Below are 23,268 nucleotides of genomic sequence, written 5' to 3' on the forward strand. Positions count from 1 at the left end.
ACCGTTCCGGAGCGAAAGGATACGCCCATGCACGCCCTGACCCCAGCTTCCGATGATTCCCGGGAGCGCATGGACCGCCTTTCCGGCCTGGCCCGGGAGGTGCTGCGCCTGTGCGCGGCCCGGGGCGCCAGCCAGGCCGAGGTGGCCCTGAACGAGGACCGCGGCCTGTCGGTGAACCTGCGCATGGGCGAGGTCGAAACCGTCGAGCGCACCCGGGACCGCGGCGTCGCCTTGACCGTCTACTTCGGCCAGCGCAAGGGTAGCGCCAGCACGGCCGACCTGCAGCCGGGCAGCCTGGAGTCCACGGTCGACCAGGCCTGCGCCATCGCCCGCTACACCGAGGCCGATCCGGCCGCCGGCCTGGCCGATGCCCACCGCATGGCCAGCGACCCGCGCGAATTCGACGCCTGGCATCCCTGGAACCTGGACGCCGACCGGGCGATCGCGCTGGCCCAGGAGGCCGAGGCCGCCGGCCTGGCCGCCGACACCCGCATCGCCAATTCCGACGGTGCCTCGGCCTACACCGGCGACAGCGTGTCGGTGTACGCCAACAGCCATGGGTTCCTCGGCGCCGAGCGCGGCACCAATCATTCGCTCAGCGTGTCGCTGATCGCCGGTCGAGGCGACGGCATGCAGCGCGAGTACTGGTACACCAGCGGCCTGTCGCCCGACGACCTGGAAGCGCCGGCGGCGGTCGGCCGGCGCGCCGCCGAGCGAACAGTCGCGCGGCTGGAGCCGCGGCCGATCAGGACGGGCGACTACCCGGTGCTGTTCGCGCCGGAAATGGCGCGCAGCCTGGTCGGCCACCTGCTGGGAGCGGTTTCCGGCGGCGCGCTGTACCGGCGCGCGAGCTTCCTGCTCGACCATGCCGGCAAGCGCATCCTGCCGCCTTGGTTCAGCGTGTTGGAACGGCCGCACATCCCGCGTGGCCTGCGCTCGTCCGCCTTCGATGCAGAAGGCGTGGCGACGGTGGATTCCGACCTGGTGCGCGACGGCGTGCTGCAGCGTTACCTGCTGGGCAGTTATTCGGCTCGCAAGCTCGGGCTGGAAAGCACCGGCAATGCCGGCGGCGTGTACAACCTCGAGGTCCAGGCCAATGCCGCCGGCCTGGACGAGATGCGCCGCGGCATGGGTACCGGCCTGCTGGTGACCGAGCTGATGGGGCAGGGCGCCAACACCGTCACCGGCGATTATTCGCGCGGCGCCAGCGGATTCTGGGTCGAGAACGGCGAGATCGTGCATGCGGTCGATGAGCTGACCATCGCCGGTCGCCTGCAGGACATGTTCCAGGCGATCGAGGCCGTGGGCGCCGACATCGACCGGCGTTCGCACGTGGGCATCGGGTCGGTGCTGATCGGCAGGTTGATGGTCGCCGGCGAGGCCTGATCCGCGCTTGCCTTGACAGCGTCTTCACGAGGCCGGAAATTAGGGCGGCTAACGGCGCCGCGGGCGCCGACCACTGCAGGGGAATTCGATGAACGAAATGACGCAGGAACAGAAGACCTGGGGCATGCTCGCGCACCTTTCGTCGCTGGCCGGACTGATCATCCCGCTGGGCAACCTGATCGGCCCGCTGATCGTGTGGCTGGTCAAGAAAGACACCATGCCGTTCGTGGACGACCAGGGCAAAGAGGCGCTGAACTTCAACATCACCGTTTTCATCGCCGCCGTGGTCAGCGGCCTGTTGACGCTGATCCTGATCGGCTTCCTGCTGCTGCTGGTGGTTGGCCTGGGCTGGCTGGTGCTGACGATCATGGCCGGCATCAAGGCCAATGAGGGCAACAGCTACCGTTACCCCTTCACCCTGCGCCTGATCAAATAAGCGGCGCGCCGGCGCGCGGGTCAGCTGACCCGCGCGACCGCGAACTCGGCGAGCCGGTGCAGGACACCGGCGCGCTCACCAAGCGGCCCCAGGGCCGCTTTTGTTTTGTCCGATAGTTCGACCAGCAGCGCCTTCGAACGCGCCATGCCCAGCAGGGCCGGATAGGTGGACTTGGCCTGCGACTGGTCCTTGCCCGCGGTCTTGCCCAACTGCGCGCTGTCGCCTTCGACATCGAGGATGTCGTCGCGGATCTGGAACGCCAGGCCCAGGGCCGAGGCGTAGTCGTCGAGCCGCGCCAGCGTTTCCGCATCGGCATCGCCGGCCAGCGCACCCATCCTGACCGCGGCGCGGATCAGCGCGCCGGTCTTGAGCGCATGCAGGCGTTCGAGCTCGGCCAGCGCCAGCTGCGCGCCGGTGGCGGCCATGTCCAGGGCCTGGCCGCCGCACATGCCGCGGGTGCCGGTGGCTTCGGCCAGGGTCTGCAGCCAGGCCACGCGCAGCGTGGCGGCGGCAGGTGATTCGGCCAGCACGCTGAAGGCCAGGGTCTGCAGGGCATCGCCGGCCAGGATCGCGGTGGCTTCGTCGAAGGCGACGTGCACGGTCGGGCGGCCGCGGCGCAGTGCGTCGTCGTCCATCGCCGGCAGGTCGTCGTGCACCAGCGAAAACGCATGCACCAGTTCGACCGCGGTGGCCGGCGCATCGAGCAGGGATTCTTCGGCGCCCAGGGCTTCGCCGGTGGCGTAGGCCAGCATCGGCCGCAGTCGTTTTCCGCCGGCTAGAACGGCGTGGCGCATCGCCTGGTGCAGCGCTTGCGGCGACTGGTCGGCAGCGGGCAATGCGGATTCGAGGCAGGCCTCGACGCGCTGCAGCCAGCGCGCCAGGCGCGGCTCAGGAAGCATCGGGCTGGAAGGGCTGGGCGCTGTCGGGATCCGCCGGGTCGCTGAGCTGGCGCACACGCAGCTCGGCCTGTTCCAGCGCCGACTGGCACTGGCGGTAGAGGCCGACGCCGCGTTCGTAGGCGGCCAGCGAATCGTCCAGTGAGAGGTCGCCCTTTTCCATTTTCTGGACCAGCAGCTCGAGTTCGTCGAGCGAGGTTTCGAACTGGGCGACGGGTGACGGCGGCGGTGCGGGGTCTTGGCGGCCATGGCCGAAGTTTGCGCGGGCCGGGCGGCGGCGGTCAATCGGCGGACGTCAGCCGCAGGCGCGCCTGGTGCGTGTCCAGCCAGGACTGCAGGTGCGCCGACACGACCAGGTCGCCCGCGGCCAGCAGCTCGCCGTCGGTGCCGAACAGCAGCGGCAGGCGCCCGCGTTCCCAGGGCGGTACGCCAAGGTCCTGCAGCACGTGCTTGAGTTCGTGGCTGTGATCGCGCCCCGGTTGGCGGATGCGTTCGCCGCCGGCGCGTGCACGGGCCTCGAGCGGCACGTCCCAGCGCATGGCCGGTTCCAGCGCCAACTGGCCGCCGCCGGGCAGCGGCAGCGGTGCCAGCCCATCCCACGCGGCGGACCAGTCGGGCGGCAGCGGTGCCCGTGCGGTTTCCGCGTGCAGCAGGTCGCGCCAGCGGCGGATCACGGCGCCGGACCAGCGGAACTCGGCCACGCGGTCCTCGTCTGCGGCCAGCACGTCGTCGGCGATCGCCTGCAGCGCGTCGCCGGGCAGCGGGGGCAGGCCCAGGGGATCCGACCCAGGCACGCAGCAGGCGGTCGCGCCAGGCCGGCGGCTGCCGCATCAGCGCCGGCAGCTGCAGACTGGCGGGGTCCAAGCCCTGGACGTCCGCCAGGCGGCGCTGGTCTTCGCCGGCCAGCAGGTCGGCCTGCGTGGCCAGCAGGCCGGCGCTGCGTGCCAGCGCGCCCGCGGCCTGCGGCCAGCGTTCCGAGAGCAGTGGCAGCACCTGGTGGCGCAGGAAGTTGCGGTCGTGGCGTTCGCTGGCGTTGGACGGGTCCTCGAGCCAGCGCAGGCCGTGCGCCTGCGCGTAGGCAAGCAGATCGGCACGCGGCACGGCCAGCAGCGGCCGCCAGAGCCAGCCGCGCCCGAAGGCACGTTGCGCCCGCATTGCCGAAAGGCCGTCGCCGGAGCCGCGCAGCAGGCGCAGCAGCACGGTTTCGGCCTGGTCGTCCCGGTGGTGCGCCAGTGCGATCAGCTCGCCGTCGTGCTGCCAGTCGAGCAACGCCTGGTGCCGCGCGGCACGGGCCGCGGCTTCCAGTCCCTCGCCGGTGGCCTGCACCACGACCCGCCGCGATTCGAACGCCACGCCCAGCGCCGCACAGGCGGCGGCACAGTCCAGCGCCCACTGCGCGGAATCCGGATGCAGACCGTGGTCGACGTGCAGCGCGCGCAGGCCGCGGCTGCGGATCGCCGCGTCCGCGGCCAGCAGATGCAGCAGCACGGTCGAATCCAGGCCGCCGCTGAGCGCGATCGCGACCGGACCGGTGCCGGGAGCCGTCGGCAGATTCAGAACCATGGCGCCTCCGCTGCCGCGAAGGCGCCATGGCCGTCGCGTTTTCTGGATATCGGGAACCAGGCCGGGTGTACTTCGCGGCCGATCAGGCGGCCTCGTAGGCTCCGTAGCTGCGCAGGCGGCGGTAGCGCTGCTCGAGCAGGTCAGGGGTGGGCATCTTGTCCAGCGTCGCCAGCTCGGCCTGTATGGTCTGCTTGAGCGTTGCGGCCATCGCCGCCGGGTCGCGGTGCGCGCCGCCCAGCGGTTCGGGCACGATCTGGTCGATCAGCTTGTGCTCGAGCAGGCGCTTGGCGGTCAGGCCCAGGGCCTCGGCGGCGTCGCGGGCCTTTTCGGCCGACTTCCACAGGATCGAGGCACAGCCTTCCGGCGAGATCACCGAATAGGTGCTGTATTCGAGCATCAGGGTGCGGTCGCCGACGCCGATGGCGAGCGCGCCGCCGGAGCCGCCTTCGCCGATCACGGTGCAGATGATCGGCACCTTCAGTTCGGCCATTTCCAGCAGGTTGCGGGCGATGGCCTCGGACTGGCCGCGCTCCTCGGCGCCGACGCCCGGGTAGGCACCCGGGGTGTCGATGAAGGTCAGCAGCGGCAGCTGGAACCGTTCGGCCATCTTCATCAGGCGCAGCGCCTTGCGGTAGCCCTCGGGGCGCGGCATGCCGAAGTTGCGCTTGATCTTGGCCTTGGTGTCGCGGCCCTTCTGCTGGCCGATCACCATCACGGCGCGGCCGTCCAGGCGGGCCAGGCCGCCGACGATGGCGGCGTCGTCGGCGAAGGCGCGGTCGCCGGCCAGCTCGTGGAACTCGTCGAACATCAGGCCCAGTAGTCGTTGGTGTAGGGCCGCTGCGGGTGCCGGGCCAGTTGCGAGATCTGCCAGGGGGTCAGGGCCTTGAAGATTTCGGCGGTGCGGGCGCGCAGTTTCTCCTGCAGGCCATTGACCTCGGTTTCGATATTGACCGCGGGGCCGGTGCTGGCCCGGCGCAGTTCCTGGATCTTGGCGTCCAGTTCGGCGATGGGTTGTTCGAAATCGAGGAAGTTCGGGTTCATGCGGGTACTCGGTTCAGACGCGACAGCCTGGGGCCGGCGGTCTAGAGCAAAGGGTCTAGGCCGGCGATTCTATAGGGCTTGCGGCCATTTCTGTAGGCGGCCGGGCTTTTGGGGCCTGGTAGGCCTGGTTTGCCCGGCGCCGGGATCGTCTTGGGCGATAGGCCGCCGTACGTGAGGTCTTTTTCCGGGGACGCCGTGAATCCATCCATGGAGGCTCTTCGAAAACGTCCATGTTTTCGAAGCCCCGAAAAAGACCTCACGCACGACGGCCTGCGGACCACCCGGGCCGGGGTGCCGTTTCGGGGAAGAGCTCGATTGCCTTGGCTTCTGGCAAGCATTCAGTCCACCAACGAGCTTGGAACCACGCTCAGTGAGCGGCGAAGCGACGGGCTCGCGAGGCTCTTCGAGTCCGAAAGTCCGGCCCTGATCGACCACAGGACGTCGTGCGAGGGAACTTTCCGGACCTTCAGCGACATGGACGTCGCTGAAGAGCCTCCATGGATGGATTCACGGCGTGTCCGGGAAAGTTTCCTCGTGCGGCGGCCTATCGCCGAGGACGATCCCGGCTCCGGGAAGACCGGGCACTAACGGCGTCAGCCGCCCTGGGACCAAGGCCGGTGCAGGGTGAGGCTGACCTGGCTGATGCCGGGCAGCGCGCGCAGCTGGCTGATCAGCTCGGGGTCGGTGCGTACGCCCTGGCTGCCGTTGATGTCCACCGTGCCGCGGGCCTTGGCCGGGGTCAGCAAGTCCAGGCGCAGGGGCGTGGCGCCGGGGCGGAAAGCGGCCAGGGTCTGCTGCAGGCGGTCCCAGGTGCCGTGGGCGCGCAGATCTACCGTCAGCGCCAGGCGGCGCGCGTGCTGGGCGCAGAGCGCACGGAAATCCCAGCACTGGCGCGCACGCAGCACGAAGCCGCCGCTGAACTGGTCCTCGGCCAGGTTGCCCTCGACCAGCAGGATCCGGTCGCGCGAGAGCAGGTGGCCCGATTCGGCGAAGGCTTCGCGGAAGAAAGCGACCTCGAGCTGGCCGCGGCCGTCCTCGATGCGGGCGAAGGCCATCGAGTCGCCACGCCGGCGCACCGCGGAGACGATGCCCGCAAGCACGACCGCGGCTTCACCGCGCCGGTCCTTCTTCGAACTCCACAGATTGTCGAGATCGGCGAGCGTGGCGCCGACCAGGGACTGCAACTCGCCGCGCCAGGGATCGAGCGGGTGGCCGCTGAGGTAGTGGCCCAGGGTCTCGCGTTCGCCCAGCAGCTTGGTTTCCAGCGGCCAGTCGGGCGCTTCCGGCAGCTCGATGTGGATCGCCGGCGCGTCGCCGCCACCGCCGAACAGCGACACCTGCCCGGCGGCACGTTCGCGCGCCAGCTGTTCGGTGGCCTTGATCACCTCGGGCAGCTGCAGCATCAGCGAGGCGCGGTTGGCGCCGAGCGCATCCAGCGCGCCCGCGTGCACCAGCGCCTCGAGCACGCGTCGGTTTAGCTTGCCCATGTCCACGCGCTGGCAGAAATCGAGCAGGTCGCGGAATTCGCCGCCGCTGCGGCGGGCTTCGACGATCGATTCGCAGGCGCCGCGGCCGACGCCCTTCACCGCGCCCAGGCCATAACGCACGGTCTTCGGGTCGAGCGCGACGAACATGTAGTCGGAGGCGTTGACGTCCGGCGGCAGCACCTTCAGGCCGATCTCGCGCGACTCGTCCAGGAAGGTCACCACCTTGTCGGTGTTGTCCATGTCGGACGACATCGTCGCGGCCATGAATTCGGCCGGGTGGTGCGCCTTCAGCCAGGCGGTCTGGTAGGCGACCAGCGCGTAGGCGGCCGAGTGCGACTTGTTGAAGCCGTAGTCGGCGAACTTCTCCATCAGGTCGAAGATCGGGCTGGCGACGTCGGCCTTGATGTCCTGTTTTTCCGCGCCGGCCTCGAACTTGACGCGCTCCTTGGCCATCTCCTCGGGCTTCTTCTTGCCCATCGCGCGGCGCAGCAGGTCGGCGCCGCCCAGCGAATAGCCGGCCAGGACCTGGGCGATCTGCATCACCTGTTCCTGGTACACGATCACGCCGTAGGTGGGCTTGAGGATCGGCTCGAGCAGCTTGTGCGGATAGCTGACCTCGGCGCGGCCGTGGCGGCGGTCGATGAAGTCGTCCACCATGCCCGCGCCGAGCGGGCCCGGGCGGTACAGCGCGGCGAGTGCGATCAGGTCCTCGAAGGTCGAGGGCTGCAGCTTCTTGATGTACTCCTTCATGCCGCGCGATTCGAACTGGAACACCGCGGTGGTCTGTCCTTTCGACAGCAGCGCGTAGGTATCCGGGTCGTCCAGCGGCAGCGCGAGGATCTCGAGGTCGGGCACGCCGGCGCGTTTGCGCCGCGCGTTGATCGCCTTGACCGTCCAGTCGATGATCGTCAGCGTGCGCAGGCCCAGGAAGTCGAACTTCACCAGGCCGACGGCTTCCACGTCGTCCTTGTCGAACTGCGTCACCACCGACTTGGCGGTTTCGCCCTTGGCCACGTGTTCGGCGAACAGCGGGCTGAAGTCGGTCAGCGGGGTCGGTGCGATCACCACGCCGCCGGCGTGTTTGCCGGCGTTGCGGGTCAGGTCTTCCAGGCTGCGCGCCAGGTCCACCAGGTCGCGCACGTCGTCCTCGTCGCGGTAGCGCTGGATCAGCTCGGACGAGGCCAGGTCGGCGTTCTTGCGCGCGGCCTCGCTCAGGCCCAGCGCATCCTCCAGCGTCACGCCGAGCGTGAGCGGAATGAGCTTGGCGACCGAATCCACGAAACCGTAGGGATGGCCCAGCACGCGGCCGCAGTCGCGGATCGCCGCCTTCGCCGCCATGGTGCCGTAGGTGATGATCTGGCTGACCTTGTCGCGGCCGTACTTGCGGCCGACGTAGTCGATCACCTCGTCGCGGCGGTCCATGCAGAAGTCGATGTCGAAGTCGGGCATCGACACGCGTTCCGGGTTCAGGAAGCGCTCGAACAGCAGGTCGTAGCGGATCGGGTCCAGGTCGGTGATGCCCAGCGCCCAGGCCACCAGCGAGCCGGCGCCGGAACCGCGGCCCGGGCCGACCGGGATGTCGTTGCGCTTGGACCAGTTGATGAAGTCCGCGACGATCAGGAAGTAGCCGGGGAAGCCCATCTTCGTGATCACGTCCAGCTCGGTTTCGAGCCGGGCGCGGTAGGCGGCGTGGTCGAACCCGGGCGCAAGCTCGAATTTCGCCAGCCGGTCCACCAGGCCGCGATGCGCCTCTTCGGCGATCCAGCTGTCCAGCGTATGGCCCTCGGGCACCGGGAAATCCGGCAGGTAGTACTTGCCCAGGCTCAACTCGAGGTTGCAGCGTTTGGCCAGCTCGACGGTGTTTTCCAGCGCTTCGGGCAGGTCGGCGAACAGTTCCGCCATTTCCTCGGGCGACTTCAGGTACTGCTCGGGCGAGTAGTCGCGCGGGCGCTTGGGATCGTCCAGCACGCGGCCGGTGGCGATGCAGACGCGCGCCTCGTGCGCCTCGAAATCGTCGCGCGAGAGGAAACGCACGTCGTTGCTGGCCAGCAGCGGCAGCTCGTGGTGCGTTGCCAAAGCGATTGCGGCGGTGTTGAAAGCTTCCTCGCCCTCGCGGCCGGTCCGGGTCAATTCCAGATACAGCCGGTCCGGGAACGCAGCCCGCCATTCGGCCAGCGTGCGTTCGACCTGCTCCACGCGTCCCGCCGACAGCAGCGGCCCAAGCGCGCTCTCGCGCCCGGCGATGGCGATCAGGCCGGCATTGTCGGCGAACAGCCATTCCGGCTCGATCGCCACGTAGTCGCCGGCATGGCCTTCCAGGAACGCGCGCGAGATCAGCCGCGACAGCGCCAGGTAGCCGCTGCGGTCCTGGCACAGCAGGGTCAACCGGCTGGGCGGGCCGCCGCCTTCCGACAGCCACAGGTCGGCACCGGCGATGGGTTTGAGCCCGGCCGGTTCGGCGGCCTTGTAGAACTTCACCAGTGCGAACAGGTTGCTGGTGTCGGTGATCGCCACCGCGGGCAGGCCCAGCGCGGCGCAGCGCCCCACCAGCTCCGGGATGCGGATGGTGGAGTCGGTGAGCGAATACTCGCTGTGCAGGTGCAGGTGGACGAAGCTTGGCGTCATGCCGGGGACCGCGTGGCCGACCGGCAGTTTACCCCGAGGGTGGGGGCGGACAAGGCTTGACAGTCCCTGTTGCCAAGCCCTGCCGCCCGCCCCGTTGGAGAGACTTCAGCCGACGCGGAACCGGTCCGGCAGCACCGGCGCGACGACGTATTGGCGGTTGCGCACCTGGCGACGCTGCTGGCGCAGCGCGACGTCGGCCAGGCAGGCGGTTTCCCAGGCCAGGCGACGCTCGTACGGGCTGCCGCGCGGCCGTTCGACGGCGCGGAACCGGCAGTAGTCGCCATAGTCCAGGTGTCGTTGGCGAACGCCGCCCAGGACAGTTCCACCAGTAGTGCGTCGTCCAGGTGGCCGACCAGCGGCAGGTCGTCCGGGATCAGGTCGTTCACTTCCTGCAGGTAGCTGATCAGCATGCGGGCGCGTTCGCGGGTGTCCGCGCCGACGTCCCAGTCGCTGTCGTTGAGCATGCGGCGCAGTTGTTCGGCGCGGGCCAGGCGTTCGGACAGCAGGGCGACGGCCTGTTCGCGCGGCTGTTCCTGCAGCCAGCGGGCCAGGGTGACCAGCTGGTCGGCGGTGACGCGCGGGGCGTTCGGGTCGAGCTGGGAAAGCAGTGCGTTGAAGTTCTGTACCGCGTTTTCGCCCAGCGCGATCAAGCCGACCTGGCGACGGCGGGAATCGGTGGATTCGGGCGGCAGGCGCAGTGCGAGGTGGTCGTCTTTCAGGCGGGCGTTCATGGCGTCTCTCGGCTGGCGTCGTGGGTTGCGGAAACATTCCGGAACCTGCGCACATCCTTGGGATGCGCGGCCAGCTTGAAGCGTTGCAGCGTCCGCGTCGAAGCCCGGAAGTTGGCGTGACCTTCGGGCTAATTCAGTTTTCCGACAGCTTTCTCGTCGTTTTCACACCACGCGCAGCCCACCTTCCAGCGGCCCGTAGTCGACATAGTGCTGGTGGCGAACGCGATGCAGCTGTTCCCACAAAGCGCCTTCCTCGAGCCGTGTCGCCAGCCAGTCCTCTCGGCTGGGGTGGCCACCGAAAGAGGCGCCGGATTCGTCGCGGAAGCGGCAGAAATCGCGGTAGTCCTCCAGTTCCTCGGCGACCATCGGCCAGGCCAGTTCCACCAGGATCGCATCGTCCAGGCGGCCCACCAGTGGCTGGTCGTCGGGGATAAGGTCGCGGGCCTGGTCCACGTAGTCGAGCAGGCGGTAGATGCGCTTGGCCAGCGCGGGTTCGATCGCCCAGTCGCGGTCGGACGCCATGGTCTTGAGCTCGTGGAGACGGCCCAGGCGGGCCTGGAGCAGGGATTCGGCGTGTGCCTGCGGCAGCTCGATCAGCCAGCGCGCGACGCTGGACACGGCAAGCGCGTCCACGTGCGGCGCGTCGGGGTGCAGTTCGTGCAGCAGCGCGTTGAAGTTGGCGATGGCGGTGCCATCAAGCTGCACGGGGCTGGGCATCGTGGATCGTGGGTCGATGCGCGCGGCGTGCAGGGGCAGGGCGGAATCCGCCGGTAGGGGAGTGTTGTGGCGCATGGCAGTTCTCGCTGCCGGCCGGTGGGGGGACTGCGGGCGACTGGTCGGCTGGAGGGGACCGCAGCCGCATCTGCCGGGATGCAATGTTTGGTCTACGCCTGCGAAAACCCGCTGTCAAATGCCCCGGCGTTCAGCCGGGAAACGCCAGTTCCAGGCAGGCGCGCACGGGCGCGAAACTGCGCCGGTGCTGGTCGCAGGGTCCCAGGCGGCGCAGGTTTTCCAGGTGCGCAGGGGTCGGGTAACCCTTGTGCACGGCGAAGCCGTAACCCGGGTGCAGGGCGTCGAGTTCGCGCATCCAGCGGTCACGCGCGACCTTGGCCAGGATGGACGCGGCCATGATCGCCGGTTCGCGCGCGTCGCCCTTCACCAGCGCTTCGGCGGGGCAGGGCAGGCCGGGCGGCAGGCGGTTGCCGTCGATCAGGGCGTGCTGCGCGGCGGGGTCCAGCGCGTGCACGGCGCGGGACATGCCGGCGAGTGTGGCGCGCAGGATGTTGAGGCGATCGATCTCGGCCGCGCTCACCAGCTCGATGTGCCAGGCCAGGGCGCGTTCGCGGATCACGGGTTCCAGTGCCTCGCGCCTGGCCTCGCTGAGCGCTTTGGAATCCCCCAGGCCGGCGATCGGGCGCGACGGGTCGAGGATGACAGCGGCCACCGCGACCGGCCCGGCCAGCGGGCCGCGCCCGGCTTCGTCCACGCCGGCGATGCGCAGCGGTGTCATGCCGGCCGCAGCAACAGTTCGGCCACCGCGTCGGCGGCGCTGGATGAGGCGTTCCGGCGCAGGCGTTCGTGGATGGCGAGGTAGCGCGGCAGCAGCGTCGCGCGTGCGTCGGGCAGGCGGAACCAGTGCATCACGGCTTCGGCCAGGTTTTCCGGTGTGCAGTCGTGCTGCATCAGTTCGGGCACGATCGGTTCGTTGGCCAGCACGTTGGGCAGGCTGTAGCGGTTCACCTTCATCAGGCCGAGGGCCATGACGATGCGGTAGGTGAATGCGGATATCCGGTAGCCGACCACCATCGGGCGCTTGGCCAGCATGGCTTCCAGCGCGGCCGTGCCGGAGGCGAGCAGCACGACGTCCGACGCCACCATCGCGGCATGGGCCTGGCCGTCGAGCACCACGGCATTGGCAAGCGCGGACTGGTGCAGCAGGGTTTCGACCAGATCGCGGCAGGCGGGGTTGGCGGCCGGGATCGCCACCGAGATGCCGGGCACCTGCGCCGTGACCCGGCGCGCGGCTTCGGCGAAGGTGGGGAACAGCCGCTCGATCTCGCCCAGGCGGCTGCCCGGCAGCAGGGCCAGCACCGGCTTGTCCACCGGCAGGCCGAGTTGCACGCGTGCCGCGTCGCGATCGGGTTCCAGCGGGAAGGCATCGGCCAGCGGATGGCCGACGAAGCGCGCATCGATGCCGTGGCGCTGGTAGATTGGCGGTTCCATCGGAAACAGGCACAGCACCATGTCGGCGCTGCGGCCGATCTTGGCCGCACGGCCCTCGCGCCAGGCCCACACCGAGGGGCTGACGTAATGCACGGTGCGGATGCCGGCCTGTTTGAGCTTGCGCTCCAGTCCCAGGTTGAAGTCGGGCGCGTCGATGCCGATGAAGACATCGGGTTCCCATGCCAGCAGCCGGCGCCGCAGTGATGCGCGCAGGCGCAACAGCCGCGGCAGGTGCCGCAGCACTTCGGCAAGGCCCATCACCGCCAGTTCGGAACAGTCGTGCCAGGTGTCCACTCCCGCTGCGCGCAGGTGCTCGCCGCCAACGCCCGCGAACTCGGCTTCGGGATAACGCAGGCGCAGTTCGCGCACCAGGCCAGACCCAAGCAGGTCACCTGAAGCTTCACCAGCGACGACGGCTATGCGGCGGCGGCGTGGCTCGGCCGGCGCCAGGCCGGGGATCGGGGGCAGGTAGGGGCCGGGCACGGGTGGGCCCGTCCCGTCAGCGCAGCAGGCCGCGCTCGCTGCGCTCGATGAACTCGAGCATCAGCCGCACGTCCTCGGATTCGGCGGCGACGGCCGCGAGCTGCTCGCGGGCGGCCGTCATCGGCGCCCCCGACATGTACAGGGCGCGATAGGCGCGCTTGATCTGGGCGATGCGCGCCGGCTCGAAGCCGCGGCGCTTGAGGCCCTCGGCGTTGATGCCACGCGGGCGGCCGTAACCCTCGGCCGCGACCATCAGGTAGGGCGGCACATCGCCGTTGACCAGCGCGCCCATGCCGATGAAGGCGTGGGCACCGATCCGGCAGAACTGGTGCACGCCGGCGAAGCCGCTGAGGATCACGTAGTCGCCGACCTCGACATGGCCGGCCAGGGTGGCGTTGTTGGAGAACACGCAGTGGTTGCCGACCTGGCAGTCGTGGGCGATGTGCGCATAGGCCAGGATCCAGTTGTCGTCGCCGATGCGGGTGGCGCCGCCGCCGGTGCCGGTGCCGCGGTTTATGGTGGTGAACTCGCGGATCGAATTGCGGTCGCCGATCACCAGTTCGGTGCGTTCTCCGGCGAACTTCTTGTCCTGCGGGTCGCCGCCGATCGCGGCATGGGCGTGGATGTGGTTGTCGCGGCCGATCCGGGTCGGGCCGGTGACCACGCAGTGCGCTTCGATCCGGGTCCCGTCGCCGATCACGACGTCGGGGCCGATAACGGCATAGGCGCCTATGCTGACGTTGGTGCCCAGCGTCGCACCGGGATCGACCTGCGCACTCGGGTGGATCATGCTCAGCCCTTGCCTTCGGCGCAGAGGATCTCGGCGCTGGCCACCACCTTGTCGTCGACGCGCGCCGCGCACTCGTACAGCGCCATGTTGCGGATCAGGCGTTTGACCTTGACCTCGATGTCGAGCTGGTCACCCGGCACCACCATGCGGTTGAAGCGGGCGTTGTCCACCTTCACCAGGTAGAACAGCTGGCCTTCCTTGTGGTTGTCCTTGTCGGCCGACAGCTGGGTCAGCAGGCCACCGGCCTGGGCCATGGCTTCGATCACCAGCACGCCGGGCATCACCGGGCGGCCCGGGAAGTGGCCCTGGAAGAACGGCTCGTTGTAGGTGACGTTCTTGAGGGCGCGGATGCGCTGGTGCGGCTCCAGCTCGATCACCCGGTCCACCAGCAGGAACGGGTAGCGGTGCGGGAGCAGGTGCAGGATGCAGGAGACATCCACGGGCAGCTTGATGGCGTCTTCGCTCATCCTTTGGTCCTTCGGCTTCAATCCTTGGTCAGGGCGCCCATTCTACGCGCCAGCTGGTCCAATTGCCGGAATCGGGCCGCATTGCGGCGCCAGGAGCGGCTGTCCTGCACCGCCATGCCCGAGGAATATTCACCCGGCTCGGTGATGGACTGGGTCACCAGGCTCATGGCGGTGATGGTGACCCGGTCGCAGATCTCCAGGTGGCCGCTGATGCCCGCGGCCCCGCCGATCAGGCAGTAGCGGCCGATCCGGGCCGAACCGGCCACGGCCACGCATCCAGCCACTGCCGTATGGGCGCCGATGCGGACGTTGTGTCCGATCTGGATCTGGTTGTCCAGGCGCACGTCTTCTTCCAGCACCGTGTCCTCGATCGCGCCACGGTCGATGGTGGTGTTGGCGCCGATCTCGCAGTCGTCGCCGACCACCACGCCGCCCTGTTGCGGGACCTTGATCCAGTGCCCGGCGTCCATCGCCAACCCAAAGCCATCGGCGCCCAGCACCGCGCCGGGATGCACCCGCACGCGAGCTCCAAGCCGTACACGCGTCACCAGGGTCACGCGCGCCACCAGGACGCATTCCGCGCCAATCTCGCAATCATCCCCGATGACACAACCCGGCCCGACCACAGCGCCTGCCGCGACCCGGCTGCGGGCGCCAATGGAAACAAAGGGACCGACATGCGCATCCGGATCCACCACGGCGTCTGCCGCGACCACCGCGCTCGGATGGATGCCGGGTTCGGTGGCGGGCGCGGCCTCGAACAGCTCCGAGATCTTCGCGAAGGTGACGTAAGGCGACTTCGCCACCAGACAAGGCGCCGGCGAGTGCGGCGCATCGTCGGCCGACAGCACCACCGCGCCGGCACGGGTGCCGGCGAGTTCCTTGCGGTAACGCGGATTGGCGAGGAAGGCCAGCTGGTCCGGGCCGGCGCCGGCCAGGGTGCCGACGCCGCAAACGCGGGTCTTGCCGTCGCCGCGCAGGTCCAGGCCGAACCGCTCGGCCAGTTCGGCCAGTGTGTAGTCCTGGTCCGGCGCGGCCAAGCCGGCGGCCTTAGAACGAGCCGCCGAAGGTGAACTGCAGGCGCTCGATCTCGTCGTGGCGCTCGTACTGCAGCGGCGCCGCCCAACTGATCGAGATCGGGCCCATCGGCGACTGCCACTGCAGCGCCACGCCGGCGGACAGGCGCAGGGTCTTGGCTTCCCAGTTGTCCGGCGAGGTGTAGACGTTGCCGTAGTCGAAGAAGGCCGACAGGCGCGTGCCCCTGTTGTCGAACAGCGTCGGGAAGTACAGCTCGAAGGTGCCGACGGTCTTGAACGAGCCGCCGATCGGCTGGCGGTAGCCGTCGGAGTATTGGTAGAAGGGGCCGATCGAGTTGGCTTCGAAGCCGCGCACCGACGACGGGCCGCCGACGTAATAGTTGCGGAAGAAGGGCAGGCCGCAGCTGGTGAATTCGCCCGGCACCTGCGAGCCGAATTCGTTGTAGACGCGGCAGGTCTGGTCGGCGGTGACGCCATAGGCGTCGCCGTAACCCAGCTCGGCCGCCGACTTCAGGCCCAGCCACGGCGCAGCAGCCAGTAATGTTCGAAGTTGTAGTTGACGCGGTAGTACTCGAGGTCGCTGCCCGGCAGGATGATTTCGGCGTTGATGCGGTGGTACAGGCCGCGCGTGGGCATCAGGAAGTCGTTGCGCGAGTCGCGCTGCCATCCGGTCTGCAGGCTCCAGGCGTTGATGGTCCAGGTGCGGTACGGGCCATTCACCAGCGGATCGGTGCCCGGGATGCCGTCGTCGTCATCGGCCGGGGTATCCGCATCGTTGTCGTTGTCGATGTGGAACTGCGGATAGCGCGCGCGGTCGCCGAGCGCGTCCACCAGGTAGTCGACCAGCGGCGGCGGTGTGTTGACGTCGTCGGTGGTGATCTGGTTCCGGTTGATGCCCAGCGCCATGCTGATGCTGTCGGTCTCGGTGAGCGGGATGCCGAGCACGAAGTCGGCGGATGCGACCTCGTTGTCGTACTGCGCCAGGTTGGCGTCCTGGTCCGAATAATCGAAGTCGGTGTAGTTGAGGTTGAAGCCCAGGCTGACGCCGTTGTCGGTCCAGTACGGGTCGGTCATGCCGAACGCGAACTGGCGGGAATAACTGTTGTTCTGCACCGCCAGGTTGAACATGTTGCCGGTGCCGAGGAAATTGCTCTGGCTCAGCTGGACGCTGGTGATCAGGCCGTAGCTCTGCTGGTAGCCGAGGCCGAAGGTGAACTGGCCCGAGTTGCGTTCGACGACATTGATGACGACGTCGACCTGGTCGGGCTGCCCCGCCACTTCCGGGGTCTCGACTTCCACGCTGTCGAAGTACCCCAGGCGCTGCAGCCGGATCTTGGACCGGTCGATCGCGGCCTGCGAGAACCAGGCGCCCTCGAACTGGCGCATCTCGCGGCGCATCACCTCGTCGGCGGTGCTGGTGTTGCCCTTGAAGGTGATGCGGCGGACCTGCACGCGCGGGCCCGGGTCGACGAAGAAGTTCAGGCCGACCGTGCGGTTCTCGCGGTCGATGTCCGGCACCGGGTTCACCTGGGCGAAGGCGTAGCCGATGTTGCCCAGGGTGGCGATGATGGAATCCGACGTCAGTTCGAGCAGGCGGCGGGAGAAGGTCGCGCCCTCCCTGACCAGCACCAGCTTCTCGATATCCTCGACCGGCAGCACCGTGTCGCCGGTGACCTTGACCTCCGCGACGGTGTAGACCTCGCCTTCGGCCACGTTCGCGGTCACGAAGATGTCGCGCTTGTCCGGGCTGATCGCCACCTGGGTGGACTCGACGTTGAAGTCGACGTAGCCGCGGTCGAGGTAGTAGTTGGTCAGCTTCTCGAGGTCGCCGGAGAGTTTTTCACGCGAGTACTGGTCGTCACGGCGGTACCAGGACAGCCAGTTGCTGGTGTTCGACTCCCAGCCCTGGCGGATGTCGTGCTCGGGATAGGTATTGTTGCCGACCAGGTTGATGTCGCGGATGCGCGACGCCTTGCCCTCGGCGATCAGGATGCTGATGTCGACGCGGTTGCGGTCGAGCGTGTTCACGGTGGGCGTGATCGCGACGTTGTACTTGCCGCGGTTGTTGTACTGGCGGATCAGCTCCTGGGTGACGCGGTCCAGGTTGAGCGGGTTGAAGGTCTCTCCCTCGGACAGGCCGACGCCCTTGAGGCCGTTCATCAGGTCCTCGGTCTCGATGTCCTTGTTGCCGCTGATGATGATGGTGTTGATGGCCGGGCGTTCCTCCACCGTCACCACCAGGATGTCGCCCTGGCGCGCAAAGCTCACGTCGCTGAAGAAACCGGTGCGGAACAGTGCGCGGATGGCCTCGGACGAACGGTTGCGGTCCAGCGTGTCGCCCTTCTCGACCGGCAGGTAGGTGAAGACGGTGCCCGCGGAGATGCGCTGCAGGCCTTCGACCCGGATGTCGGCGACGGTGAAGGCGTCGTAGTTCTGGGCCTGCGTCGGGCCGGCGAAGGCGGCGGCGAGGGCGAGGCTCAGGAGGCAGCGGCGAACAGTGGGTCGCGTCATCATCAATCCGTTGGTGACGGACGCCGGGGCGCCCGCGAAGAGGGTGGGTGTCAGAAGCTGGGGCGGAAAATGTCGTTGTAGAAGGCCAGCCCCATCAGGCCGGCGAGCAGCACCAGACCGACGTACTGGCCCGCCACGAGCGCACGCTCGCCGACCGGGCTGCCTTTGACCAGCTCGATAAGGTAATACAGCAGGTGCCCCCATCCAAGACTGGGATGGGCAGCAGGTTCATGATGCACAGGCTCAGCGACAGGATCGCGAGGAAGTTGAGGAACCAGGCCACGCCCAGTCCGGCGCTGCCGTTGGCGACCCGGGCGATGGTGATCGGGCCGGAAATGTTGTCCAGCGAGGCCTTGCCGCTGACCATGCGCCAGAGCATGCCCAGGGGTGTCGGAGGCCATCTGGCGGGTCTCCGAGAGCGCCGCCGGGATGGCCTGGACCGGCCCGAAGCGCAGCAGTGCGTCGTGGTTGGCGGTGGCGGGTGCCGCCAGGATGCCCAGGATCCAGCGTTGCTGGTCGCCTTCGCCGGTCAGTTTCGGGTCGATGTCCACCACGCGCGTCGTCCCGGCCCGATCGATCCGCACCTGGATGGTGCGGCCGTTGGTGGCCAGCGTCTGCAGCAGCGGTCCGATCTCGTCGTAATGGCGGACCGGCTGGCCGTCCATCGCCAGGATGCGGTCGCCAGCCTGCAAGCGCCCCTCGGCGGCGCTGCCGGCCGCCGTGCTGCCGATCACCGGCGGCAGCAACCATTGCGCCGGGAACAGGCCGACGCTGGCCAGCGGGTTTTTTCATCCAGGGCCAGGCCCGCGGTGTCGAGCGGCAGGGTACGCAGGGTCTCGGCGCCGTCGGCCGTGCGCACGCGCACCGTCAGCGGCTCGCGGTCCAGGGTGGCGGCCGAGAGCACGATGCCGGCTTCGGTCCAGGTGCGGATCTCTCGGTCGCCGATCGCCAGCAGGCGGTCGCCCGGCTGGAAACCCGCGTCGGCGGCCACGGACGAGGCGCGGCCCACGTCGGGCAGGAAATCGGGCTTGCCGACCACGAACATCAGCCACAGCAGGCCGATGCACAGCAGCAGGTTGGCCAGCGGGCCGGCGGCGACGATGGCGATGCGTTGGCCGACCGGCTTGGCGTTGAAGCTTTCGTGACGCTCGTGCGGGGCCACTTCGACCTCGCGTTCGTCCAGCATCTTCACGTATCCGCCCAAGGGCAGCATCGCAACAACGTATTCGGTGCCGTCCTTGCCGATCCGTGTCCACAGCGGCTTGCCGAAGCCGACCGAAAAACGCAGCACGCGCACGCCGCAGCGGCGCGCGACCCAGTAATGGCCGTATTCGTGGAAGGTGACCAGGATGCCGAGGCTGACGATCAGCCACCACACCGAACCGAAGAACTCCGTCATCGCTGCATCCTGCCGACCAGGGTTTCGGCCATGCGCCGGGCCGCGGCGTCGGTGTCCAGCAACTGTTCCAGCGATCCGGCCGCACCCCCGTGTGGGCGTCGAGGCAGGCCTGGATCAGGTCCGGGATGCCTAGGAAACCCAGTCGGCCCTGAAGAAAGGCTGAAACCGCGATTTCATTGGCCGCGTTCAGCACCGCCGGCGCACTGCCACCAGCGGTGATCGCGCGGTAGGCCAGGGCCAGGCAGGGGAAGGTCTCGAGGTCGGGGGCTCGAAATCGAAATGTTTCAGCGCCGCCAGGTCCAGCGGTGCCACGCCCGAATCGATGCGCTCTGGCCAGGCCAGGCCGTAGGCCAGGGCGGTGCGCATGTCCGGGTTGCCCAGTTGGGCGAGCACCGAGCCGTCCACGTAGTCCACCAGCGAGTGCACGATGCTCTGCGGGTGCACCACCACCTCGATGCGGTCGGCCGGCAGGCTGAACAGGTGCTGCGCCTCGATCACCTCCAGGCCCTTGTTCATCAGCGTGGCCGAGTCCACCGAGATCTTGCGGCCCATCACCCAGTTCGGGTGCGCACAGGCCTGGTCGGGCGTGATGCCGGCGAGTTCGGCGCGGGTGCGGCCGCGGAACGGGCCACCCGAAGCGGTCAGCAGCAGGCGCCGCACGCCGCCACGGCCGCCGTCCGCCGGCAGGCACTGGAAGATGGCGTTGTGTTCGCTGTCCACCGGCAGCAGGGTGGCGCCGCCGGCGCGTGCGGCCTGCATCAGCAGTTCACCGGCCAGCACCACCGATTCCTTGTTGGCCAGCAGCAGGCGTTTGCCTGCGCGGGCGGCGGCCAGGGTGGAGGCGACGCCGGCGGCGCCGACGATCGCCGCCACCACGGTGTCGTTGGCCGGATCGGTGGCCACTTCGTCCAGGGCCTGCGGGCCGGCCAGCGCCCGGGTGGGCAGGCCGAGGGCATGCAGGCCGTCGCGCAGGGCAGTGAAACCGGCGGGATCGGCGACCACCGCCGCGTCGGGACGGAAGCGGGCGCACAGCGCCAGCAGCTCGTCCACGCGGCCATGGGCGCTGAGCGCGCCGATCCGGAAGCGGTCGGGGTGGCGGGCGACGACATCCAGCGTGGACCCGCCGATCGACCCGGTCGCCCCCAGCAGCGCGATGGTTTTCAGAGGCCCAGCCATGCCTTGCCCACCACGAACACCGGCAGGGCGGCCACCAGGCTGTCCAGCCGGTCCATCAGGCCACCGTGGCCCGGGAACAGGTCGCCGGAATCCTTCACGCCCGAATGCCGCTTCATCAGGCTTTCGAACAGGTCACCGACCACCGAGATCGCCGCCGTGATCACGGTCAGCAGGGCCAGCGCCGGCAGCGCCGACCAGTCCAGTCCGAGCAGGGGCAGGGCCAGCGCCGCCAGCAGTACGCTGGTCGCCAGGCCGCCGGCCACGCCTTCCCAGGTCTTTCCGGGGCTGATGGACGGGGCCAGCTTGCGCCGGCCGAATTTCGAACCGACGAAATAGGCGCCACTGTCAGCCGCCCAGCACACGGCCAGCGCAAACAGCGTCCAGCGCGGGCCGAAGGCGTCCTCGGAGTGCAGCCAGCCCAGCGCGCACCAGGCCGGTACCACGCACAGGCTGCCCGCCAGCAGTTTCAGGCCGCGGGTGCCTTCGCTGTCGCCGGCGCCGAAGCCCGGCCGCGCCAGCCACAGCAGCACCAGCGCCCACCACAGCACGCCAATCAGGCTGAGCAGCTTCAGGGTGAACAGGCCCGGACCGCCGCCCCAGACCAGGGCCGCCATCAGCAGCGCGTTCGCGGTGAGGAAGAGGGTGCGCGGCAGCGTTTCCCGATCCCGGCGAACCGGGTCCACTCCCACAGGCCAGCCAGCAGCACCACGGCCACGGCCGCGGCCAGCCAGGGCGTGGGCAGCCACAGCACCGCGGCGATCGGCAGCGGCGCCAGCAGCAGCGCCGTGGTCACGCGCTGGCGGCGGCTCATGCGGCGCTCCCGGACACCTGGGCGCTGGTCAGGCCGAAGCGGCGTTCGCGCTCGGCGAAGTCGGCCAGGGCGGTGTCCAGCACCGCGTCGTCCAGGTCCGGCCACAGGGTCTCGGTGAACCACAGTTCGGTGTAGGCCAGCTGCCAGAGCAGGAAGTTGCTGATGCGCAGGTCGCCGCCGGTGCGGATGAAAAGATCCGGTGCCGGCAGCCCGGCCAGGCCCAGGTGGCGGTCCATAAGGGCCTCGTCGATGCTGGCCGGGTCCAGGCGCCCGGCGGCGGCCTCGGTGGCGAGCTGGCGGGCCGCCTGGGTGATGTCCCAGCGGCCGCCGTAACCGGCGGCGATGGTCAGTGTCAGTGTGCGGTCGTCCGCGGTGCGGGTTTCGGCCTGCGCCATCTTCGCCCGGATCGCCTCGGGAAACCCGGCGCGGTCGCCGATGAAGGCCACGCGCACGCCGCGGCGGTGCAGTTCGTCCACTTCCGAGTCGAGCATGCGCAGGAACAGCTTCATCAACGCACTCACCTCGTCCTGCGGCCGGTTCCAGTTCTCGCTGGAGAAGGCGAACAGGGTCAGTGCTTCGATGCCGTGCCTGAGGCAGTAGTCCACGCAGACCTGCACCGCCCTGGCGCCGGCGCGATGGCCAAGCGTACGCGGGCGCTGGCGGCGTTCGGCCCAGCGGCCGTTGCCGTCCATGATGACGGCCAGGTGGCGCGGGATGCGTGCGGCGGGAAGGGTGGCGGACATTGCGGCGGCGAGGTTCAAACCGCCATCAGTTCCTGTTCCTTGGCCTTCACCACGTCGTCCACGTCCTTGACGTGCTTGTCGGTGAGCTTCTGGATCTCGTCCTCGCTGCGGCGGGCCTCGTCCTCGGTCACCTTCTTGTCCTTGAGCAGTTCCTTGACGTGCTGGATGGCGTCGCGGCGCACGTTGCGGATCGCGACCTTGGCGTTTTCGCCCTCGTGGTGCACGTGCTTGGTGAGTTCCTTGCGGCGCTCCTCGGTGAGCGGCGGCAGGTTGATGCGGATCACGGTGCCCGCGGTGTTCGGGGTCAGGCCCAGGTCGGAGGCCAGGATGGCCTTCTCGACCGCGGCCACCATGCCCTTTTCCCACGGGGTGATCGTCAGCGAACGGGCGTCGGCGATAGCGACGGACGCGACCTGGAGTCAGCGGCATGTCCGAGCCGTAGTAGTTCACCTTCAGGTGGTCCACCAGGGCGGTGCTGGCGCGGCCGGTGCGCAGTTTGGTGAGTTCCTGGCGGAACGCGTCCACGCTCTTGTTCATGCGGGTGGTGGCGTCTTTCTTGATGTCGTTCAGCATCGCGGGCTCCGCGTCGGTTCCGGGCAGTCGGGCATTATAGGGGCAGGGCGGGGACCCCGCTCAGGCGGCGACCAGGGTGCCCAGGGACTCGCCCTTGAGGATCCGCATCAGCGCGCCGGGCTGCATCATGTCGTAGATGCGCAGTGGCACCTTATTGTCGCGGCAAAGCGCGAAGGCCGCGGTGTCCATCACCTGCAGGTTTCGGGCGATCACCTCGTCGTAGCTCAGGCGCTCGTAGCGCACGGCTTTGGGGTTCTTCTTCGGGTCCGAATCGTAGATGCCGTCCACCTTGGTGGCCTTGAGCAGCAGGTCGGCGCCGATCTCGCTGGCGCGCAGGGCCGCGGCCGAGTCGGTGGTGAAAAAGGGATTGCCGGTGCCGGCCGCGAACAGGGCGATGCGGCCCTTTTCCATGTGCCGGATGGCGCGGCGGCGGATGTAGTCCTCGCAGACTTCGTTGATCTTGATCGCGCTCATCACCCGGGCGTAGCCGCCCTGTTTTTCCAGCGCGTCGGCCATGGCCAGGGCGTTGATGACGGTGGCCAGCATGCCCATGTGGTCGCCGGTGACGCGGTCCATGCCGCTGGCGGCCAGTCCGGCGCCGCGGAAGATGTTGCCGCCGCCGATCACCAGGCCGATCTCGGCACCGGCGCGCTGGGCCTCGACGATTTCCTTGGCCATCGCGGCGATCACCACCGGGTCGATGCCGTAATCGACATTCCCCATCAGGGCCTCGCCGGAGAGCTTGAGCAGGATGCGGCGGTACTTCAGGGGGCTGGCGCTCATGGGACTCTCCGGGGCGGGCAAACGGCGGGATTCTAGCCGATCACGCCGATCGCCGTGCGTGCGGGGTGCAGGCCTGGCGTGATCCGCTGATGGCGAACGGGAAGCTC

Annotated in this window: 14 protein-coding genes and 8 pseudogenes; 2 read left to right on the forward strand and 20 right to left on the reverse strand. The window is 68.9% G+C overall.

Going from position 1 to position 23,268, the window contains the following annotated elements; all coding sequences use genetic code 11:
• The first annotated feature begins 27 nt into the window (after nt 1-27).
• Together pmbA and FRZ33_RS08615 are read left to right on the forward strand one after the other, a co-directional pair.
• Nucleotides 28-1,386: a metalloprotease PmbA gene (pmbA, locus tag FRZ33_RS08610; protein WP_146909072.1), complete on the forward strand. Its 1,359-nt coding sequence runs from the start codon at nt 28-30 to the stop codon at nt 1,384-1,386.
• Between the two features lie 88 nt (nt 1,387-1,474).
• A complete protein-coding gene (locus FRZ33_RS08615) occupies nt 1,475-1,822 on the forward strand; it encodes a DUF4870 domain-containing protein (RefSeq protein WP_265468563.1) in 348 nt (115 codons plus the stop codon).
• A gap of 20 nt (nt 1,823-1,842) precedes the next feature.
• Here the strand turns inward: FRZ33_RS08615 and FRZ33_RS08620 are convergent, their stop codons facing one another.
• From FRZ33_RS08620 to pyrH, 20 genes and pseudogenes are all read right to left on the reverse strand, one after another.
• On the reverse strand, nt 1,843-2,721 hold the full coding sequence (locus FRZ33_RS08620) for a farnesyl diphosphate synthase (RefSeq protein ID WP_146909074.1): 879 nt from the start codon (nt 2,719-2,721) through the stop codon (nt 1,843-1,845).
• Nucleotides 2,711-2,967, reverse strand: a pseudogene (locus tag FRZ33_RS08625) (exodeoxyribonuclease VII small subunit). The gene FRZ33_RS08620 and the pseudogene FRZ33_RS08625 overlap by 11 nt, the downstream one beginning before the upstream one ends.
• Nucleotides 2,968-2,999: 32 nt before the next feature.
• Nucleotides 3,000-4,281: pseudogene (tilS, locus tag FRZ33_RS08630) on the reverse strand (tRNA lysidine(34) synthetase TilS).
• An 82-nt stretch (nt 4,282-4,363) separates the two neighbouring features.
• Nucleotides 4,364-5,322 (reverse strand): annotated as a pseudogene (locus FRZ33_RS08635) (acetyl-CoA carboxylase carboxyltransferase subunit alpha).
• Nucleotides 5,323-5,915: 593 nt separating this feature from the next.
• Nucleotides 5,916-9,434 (reverse strand): DNA polymerase III subunit alpha, encoded by a 3,519-nt coding sequence (dnaE, locus tag FRZ33_RS08640; protein ID WP_146909078.1) that lies wholly within the window; start codon nt 9,432-9,434, stop codon nt 5,916-5,918.
• Entirely contained in the window at nt 9,431-10,165 is a 735-nt protein-coding gene (locus tag FRZ33_RS08645; protein WP_146909080.1) for a YkvA family protein, read from the reverse strand. Before FRZ33_RS08645 ends, dnaE begins: the two co-directional genes overlap by 4 nt.
• A 162-nt stretch (nt 10,166-10,327) precedes the next feature.
• Nucleotides 10,328-10,957 carry a YkvA family protein gene (locus tag FRZ33_RS08650; RefSeq protein ID WP_146909082.1) on the reverse strand — a complete coding sequence of 210 codons (630 nt, stop codon included), beginning with the start codon at nt 10,955-10,957 and terminating at the stop codon, nt 10,328-10,330.
• 130 nt (nt 10,958-11,087) lie between these two features.
• Nucleotides 11,088-11,675 (reverse strand): ribonuclease HII, encoded by a 588-nt coding sequence (gene rnhB / locus FRZ33_RS08655; RefSeq protein ID WP_146909083.1) that lies wholly within the window; start codon nt 11,673-11,675, stop codon nt 11,088-11,090.
• On the reverse strand, nt 11,672-12,871 hold the full coding sequence (gene lpxB / locus FRZ33_RS08660; RefSeq protein ID WP_146909085.1) for a lipid-A-disaccharide synthase: 1,200 nt from the start codon (nt 12,869-12,871) through the stop codon (nt 11,672-11,674). Before lpxB ends, rnhB begins: the two co-directional genes overlap by 4 nt.
• Nucleotides 12,872-12,887: 16 nt before the next feature.
• Nucleotides 12,888-13,661: an acyl-ACP--UDP-N-acetylglucosamine O-acyltransferase gene (gene lpxA, locus FRZ33_RS08665; protein ID WP_146909087.1), complete on the reverse strand. Its 774-nt coding sequence runs from the start codon at nt 13,659-13,661 to the stop codon at nt 12,888-12,890.
• A gap of 2 nt (nt 13,662-13,663) precedes the next feature.
• Nucleotides 13,664-14,128 (reverse strand): 3-hydroxyacyl-ACP dehydratase FabZ, encoded by a 465-nt coding sequence (gene fabZ, locus FRZ33_RS08670; protein WP_146909089.1) that lies wholly within the window; start codon nt 14,126-14,128, stop codon nt 13,664-13,666.
• A 17-nt stretch (nt 14,129-14,145) separates the two neighbouring features.
• A complete protein-coding gene (gene lpxD, locus FRZ33_RS08675) occupies nt 14,146-15,168 on the reverse strand; it encodes a UDP-3-O-(3-hydroxymyristoyl)glucosamine N-acyltransferase (RefSeq protein ID WP_146909091.1) in 1,023 nt (340 codons plus the stop codon).
• Between the two features lie 10 nt (nt 15,169-15,178).
• Entirely contained in the window at nt 15,179-15,703 is a 525-nt protein-coding gene (locus FRZ33_RS16905; RefSeq protein ID WP_265468765.1) for a BamA/TamA family outer membrane protein, read from the reverse strand.
• Nucleotides 15,700-17,676, reverse strand: a pseudogene (gene bamA / locus FRZ33_RS08685) (outer membrane protein assembly factor BamA); the annotation flags it as partial. The pseudogene bamA and the gene FRZ33_RS16905, both read right to left, overlap by 4 nt.
• Before the next feature lie 50 nt (nt 17,677-17,726).
• Nucleotides 17,727-19,075: pseudogene (rseP, locus tag FRZ33_RS15455) on the reverse strand (RIP metalloprotease RseP).
• Nucleotides 19,072-20,251, reverse strand: a pseudogene (locus FRZ33_RS08705) (1-deoxy-D-xylulose-5-phosphate reductoisomerase). The pseudogenes rseP and FRZ33_RS08705 overlap by 4 nt, the downstream one beginning before the upstream one ends.
• Nucleotides 20,236-21,062: pseudogene (locus tag FRZ33_RS08710) on the reverse strand (phosphatidate cytidylyltransferase). Before FRZ33_RS08710 ends, FRZ33_RS08705 begins: the two co-directional pseudogenes overlap by 16 nt.
• Nucleotides 21,059-21,805 (reverse strand): polyprenyl diphosphate synthase, encoded by a 747-nt coding sequence (gene uppS / locus FRZ33_RS08715; protein ID WP_146909100.1) that lies wholly within the window; start codon nt 21,803-21,805, stop codon nt 21,059-21,061. Before uppS ends, FRZ33_RS08710 begins: the two are co-directional and overlap by 4 nt.
• 14 nt (nt 21,806-21,819) lie before the next feature.
• A pseudogene (frr, locus tag FRZ33_RS08720) lies at nt 21,820-22,378 on the reverse strand (ribosome recycling factor).
• Nucleotides 22,379-22,438: 60 nt separating this feature from the next.
• Nucleotides 22,439-23,161, reverse strand: coding sequence for a UMP kinase (gene pyrH, locus FRZ33_RS08725; protein WP_146909102.1), 723 nt, complete (start codon nt 23,159-23,161; stop codon nt 22,439-22,441).
• Between the last annotated feature and the right edge of the window lie 107 nt (nt 23,162-23,268).

Origin of the sequence: Arenimonas daejeonensis, assembly GCF_007993735.1 — a bacterium.
GTDB classification, from domain to species: Bacteria; Pseudomonadota; Gammaproteobacteria; order Xanthomonadales; family Xanthomonadaceae; genus Arenimonas; species Arenimonas daejeonensis.

Coding starts and splice junctions, on each gene's coding strand:
- pmbA (WP_146909072.1), top strand. CDS start 28: ATGCACGCCCTGACCCCAGCTTCCGATGATTCCCGGGAGCGCATGGAC.
- FRZ33_RS08615 (WP_265468563.1), top strand. CDS start 1,475: ATGAACGAAATGACGCAGGAACAGAAGACCTGGGGCATGCTCGCGCAC.
- FRZ33_RS08620 (WP_146909074.1), bottom strand. CDS start 2,721: ATGCTTCCTGAGCCGCGCCTGGCGCGCTGGCTGCAGCGCGTCGAGGCC.
- dnaE (WP_146909078.1), bottom strand. CDS start 9,434: ATGACGCCAAGCTTCGTCCACCTGCACCTGCACAGCGAGTATTCGCTC.
- FRZ33_RS08645 (WP_146909080.1), bottom strand. CDS start 10,165: ATGAACGCCCGCCTGAAAGACGACCACCTCGCACTGCGCCTGCCGCCC.
- FRZ33_RS08650 (WP_146909082.1), bottom strand. CDS start 10,957: ATGCGCCACAACACTCCCCTACCGGCGGATTCCGCCCTGCCCCTGCAC.
- rnhB (WP_146909083.1), bottom strand. CDS start 11,675: ATGACACCGCTGCGCATCGCCGGCGTGGACGAAGCCGGGCGCGGCCCG.
- lpxA (WP_146909087.1), bottom strand. CDS start 13,661: ATGATCCACCCGAGTGCGCAGGTCGATCCCGGTGCGACGCTGGGCACC.
- fabZ (WP_146909089.1), bottom strand. CDS start 14,128: ATGAGCGAAGACGCCATCAAGCTGCCCGTGGATGTCTCCTGCATCCTG.
- uppS (WP_146909100.1), bottom strand. CDS start 21,805: ATGTCCGCCACCCTTCCCGCCGCACGCATCCCGCGCCACCTGGCCGTC.
- pyrH (WP_146909102.1), bottom strand. CDS start 23,161: ATGAGCGCCAGCCCCCTGAAGTACCGCCGCATCCTGCTCAAGCTCTCC.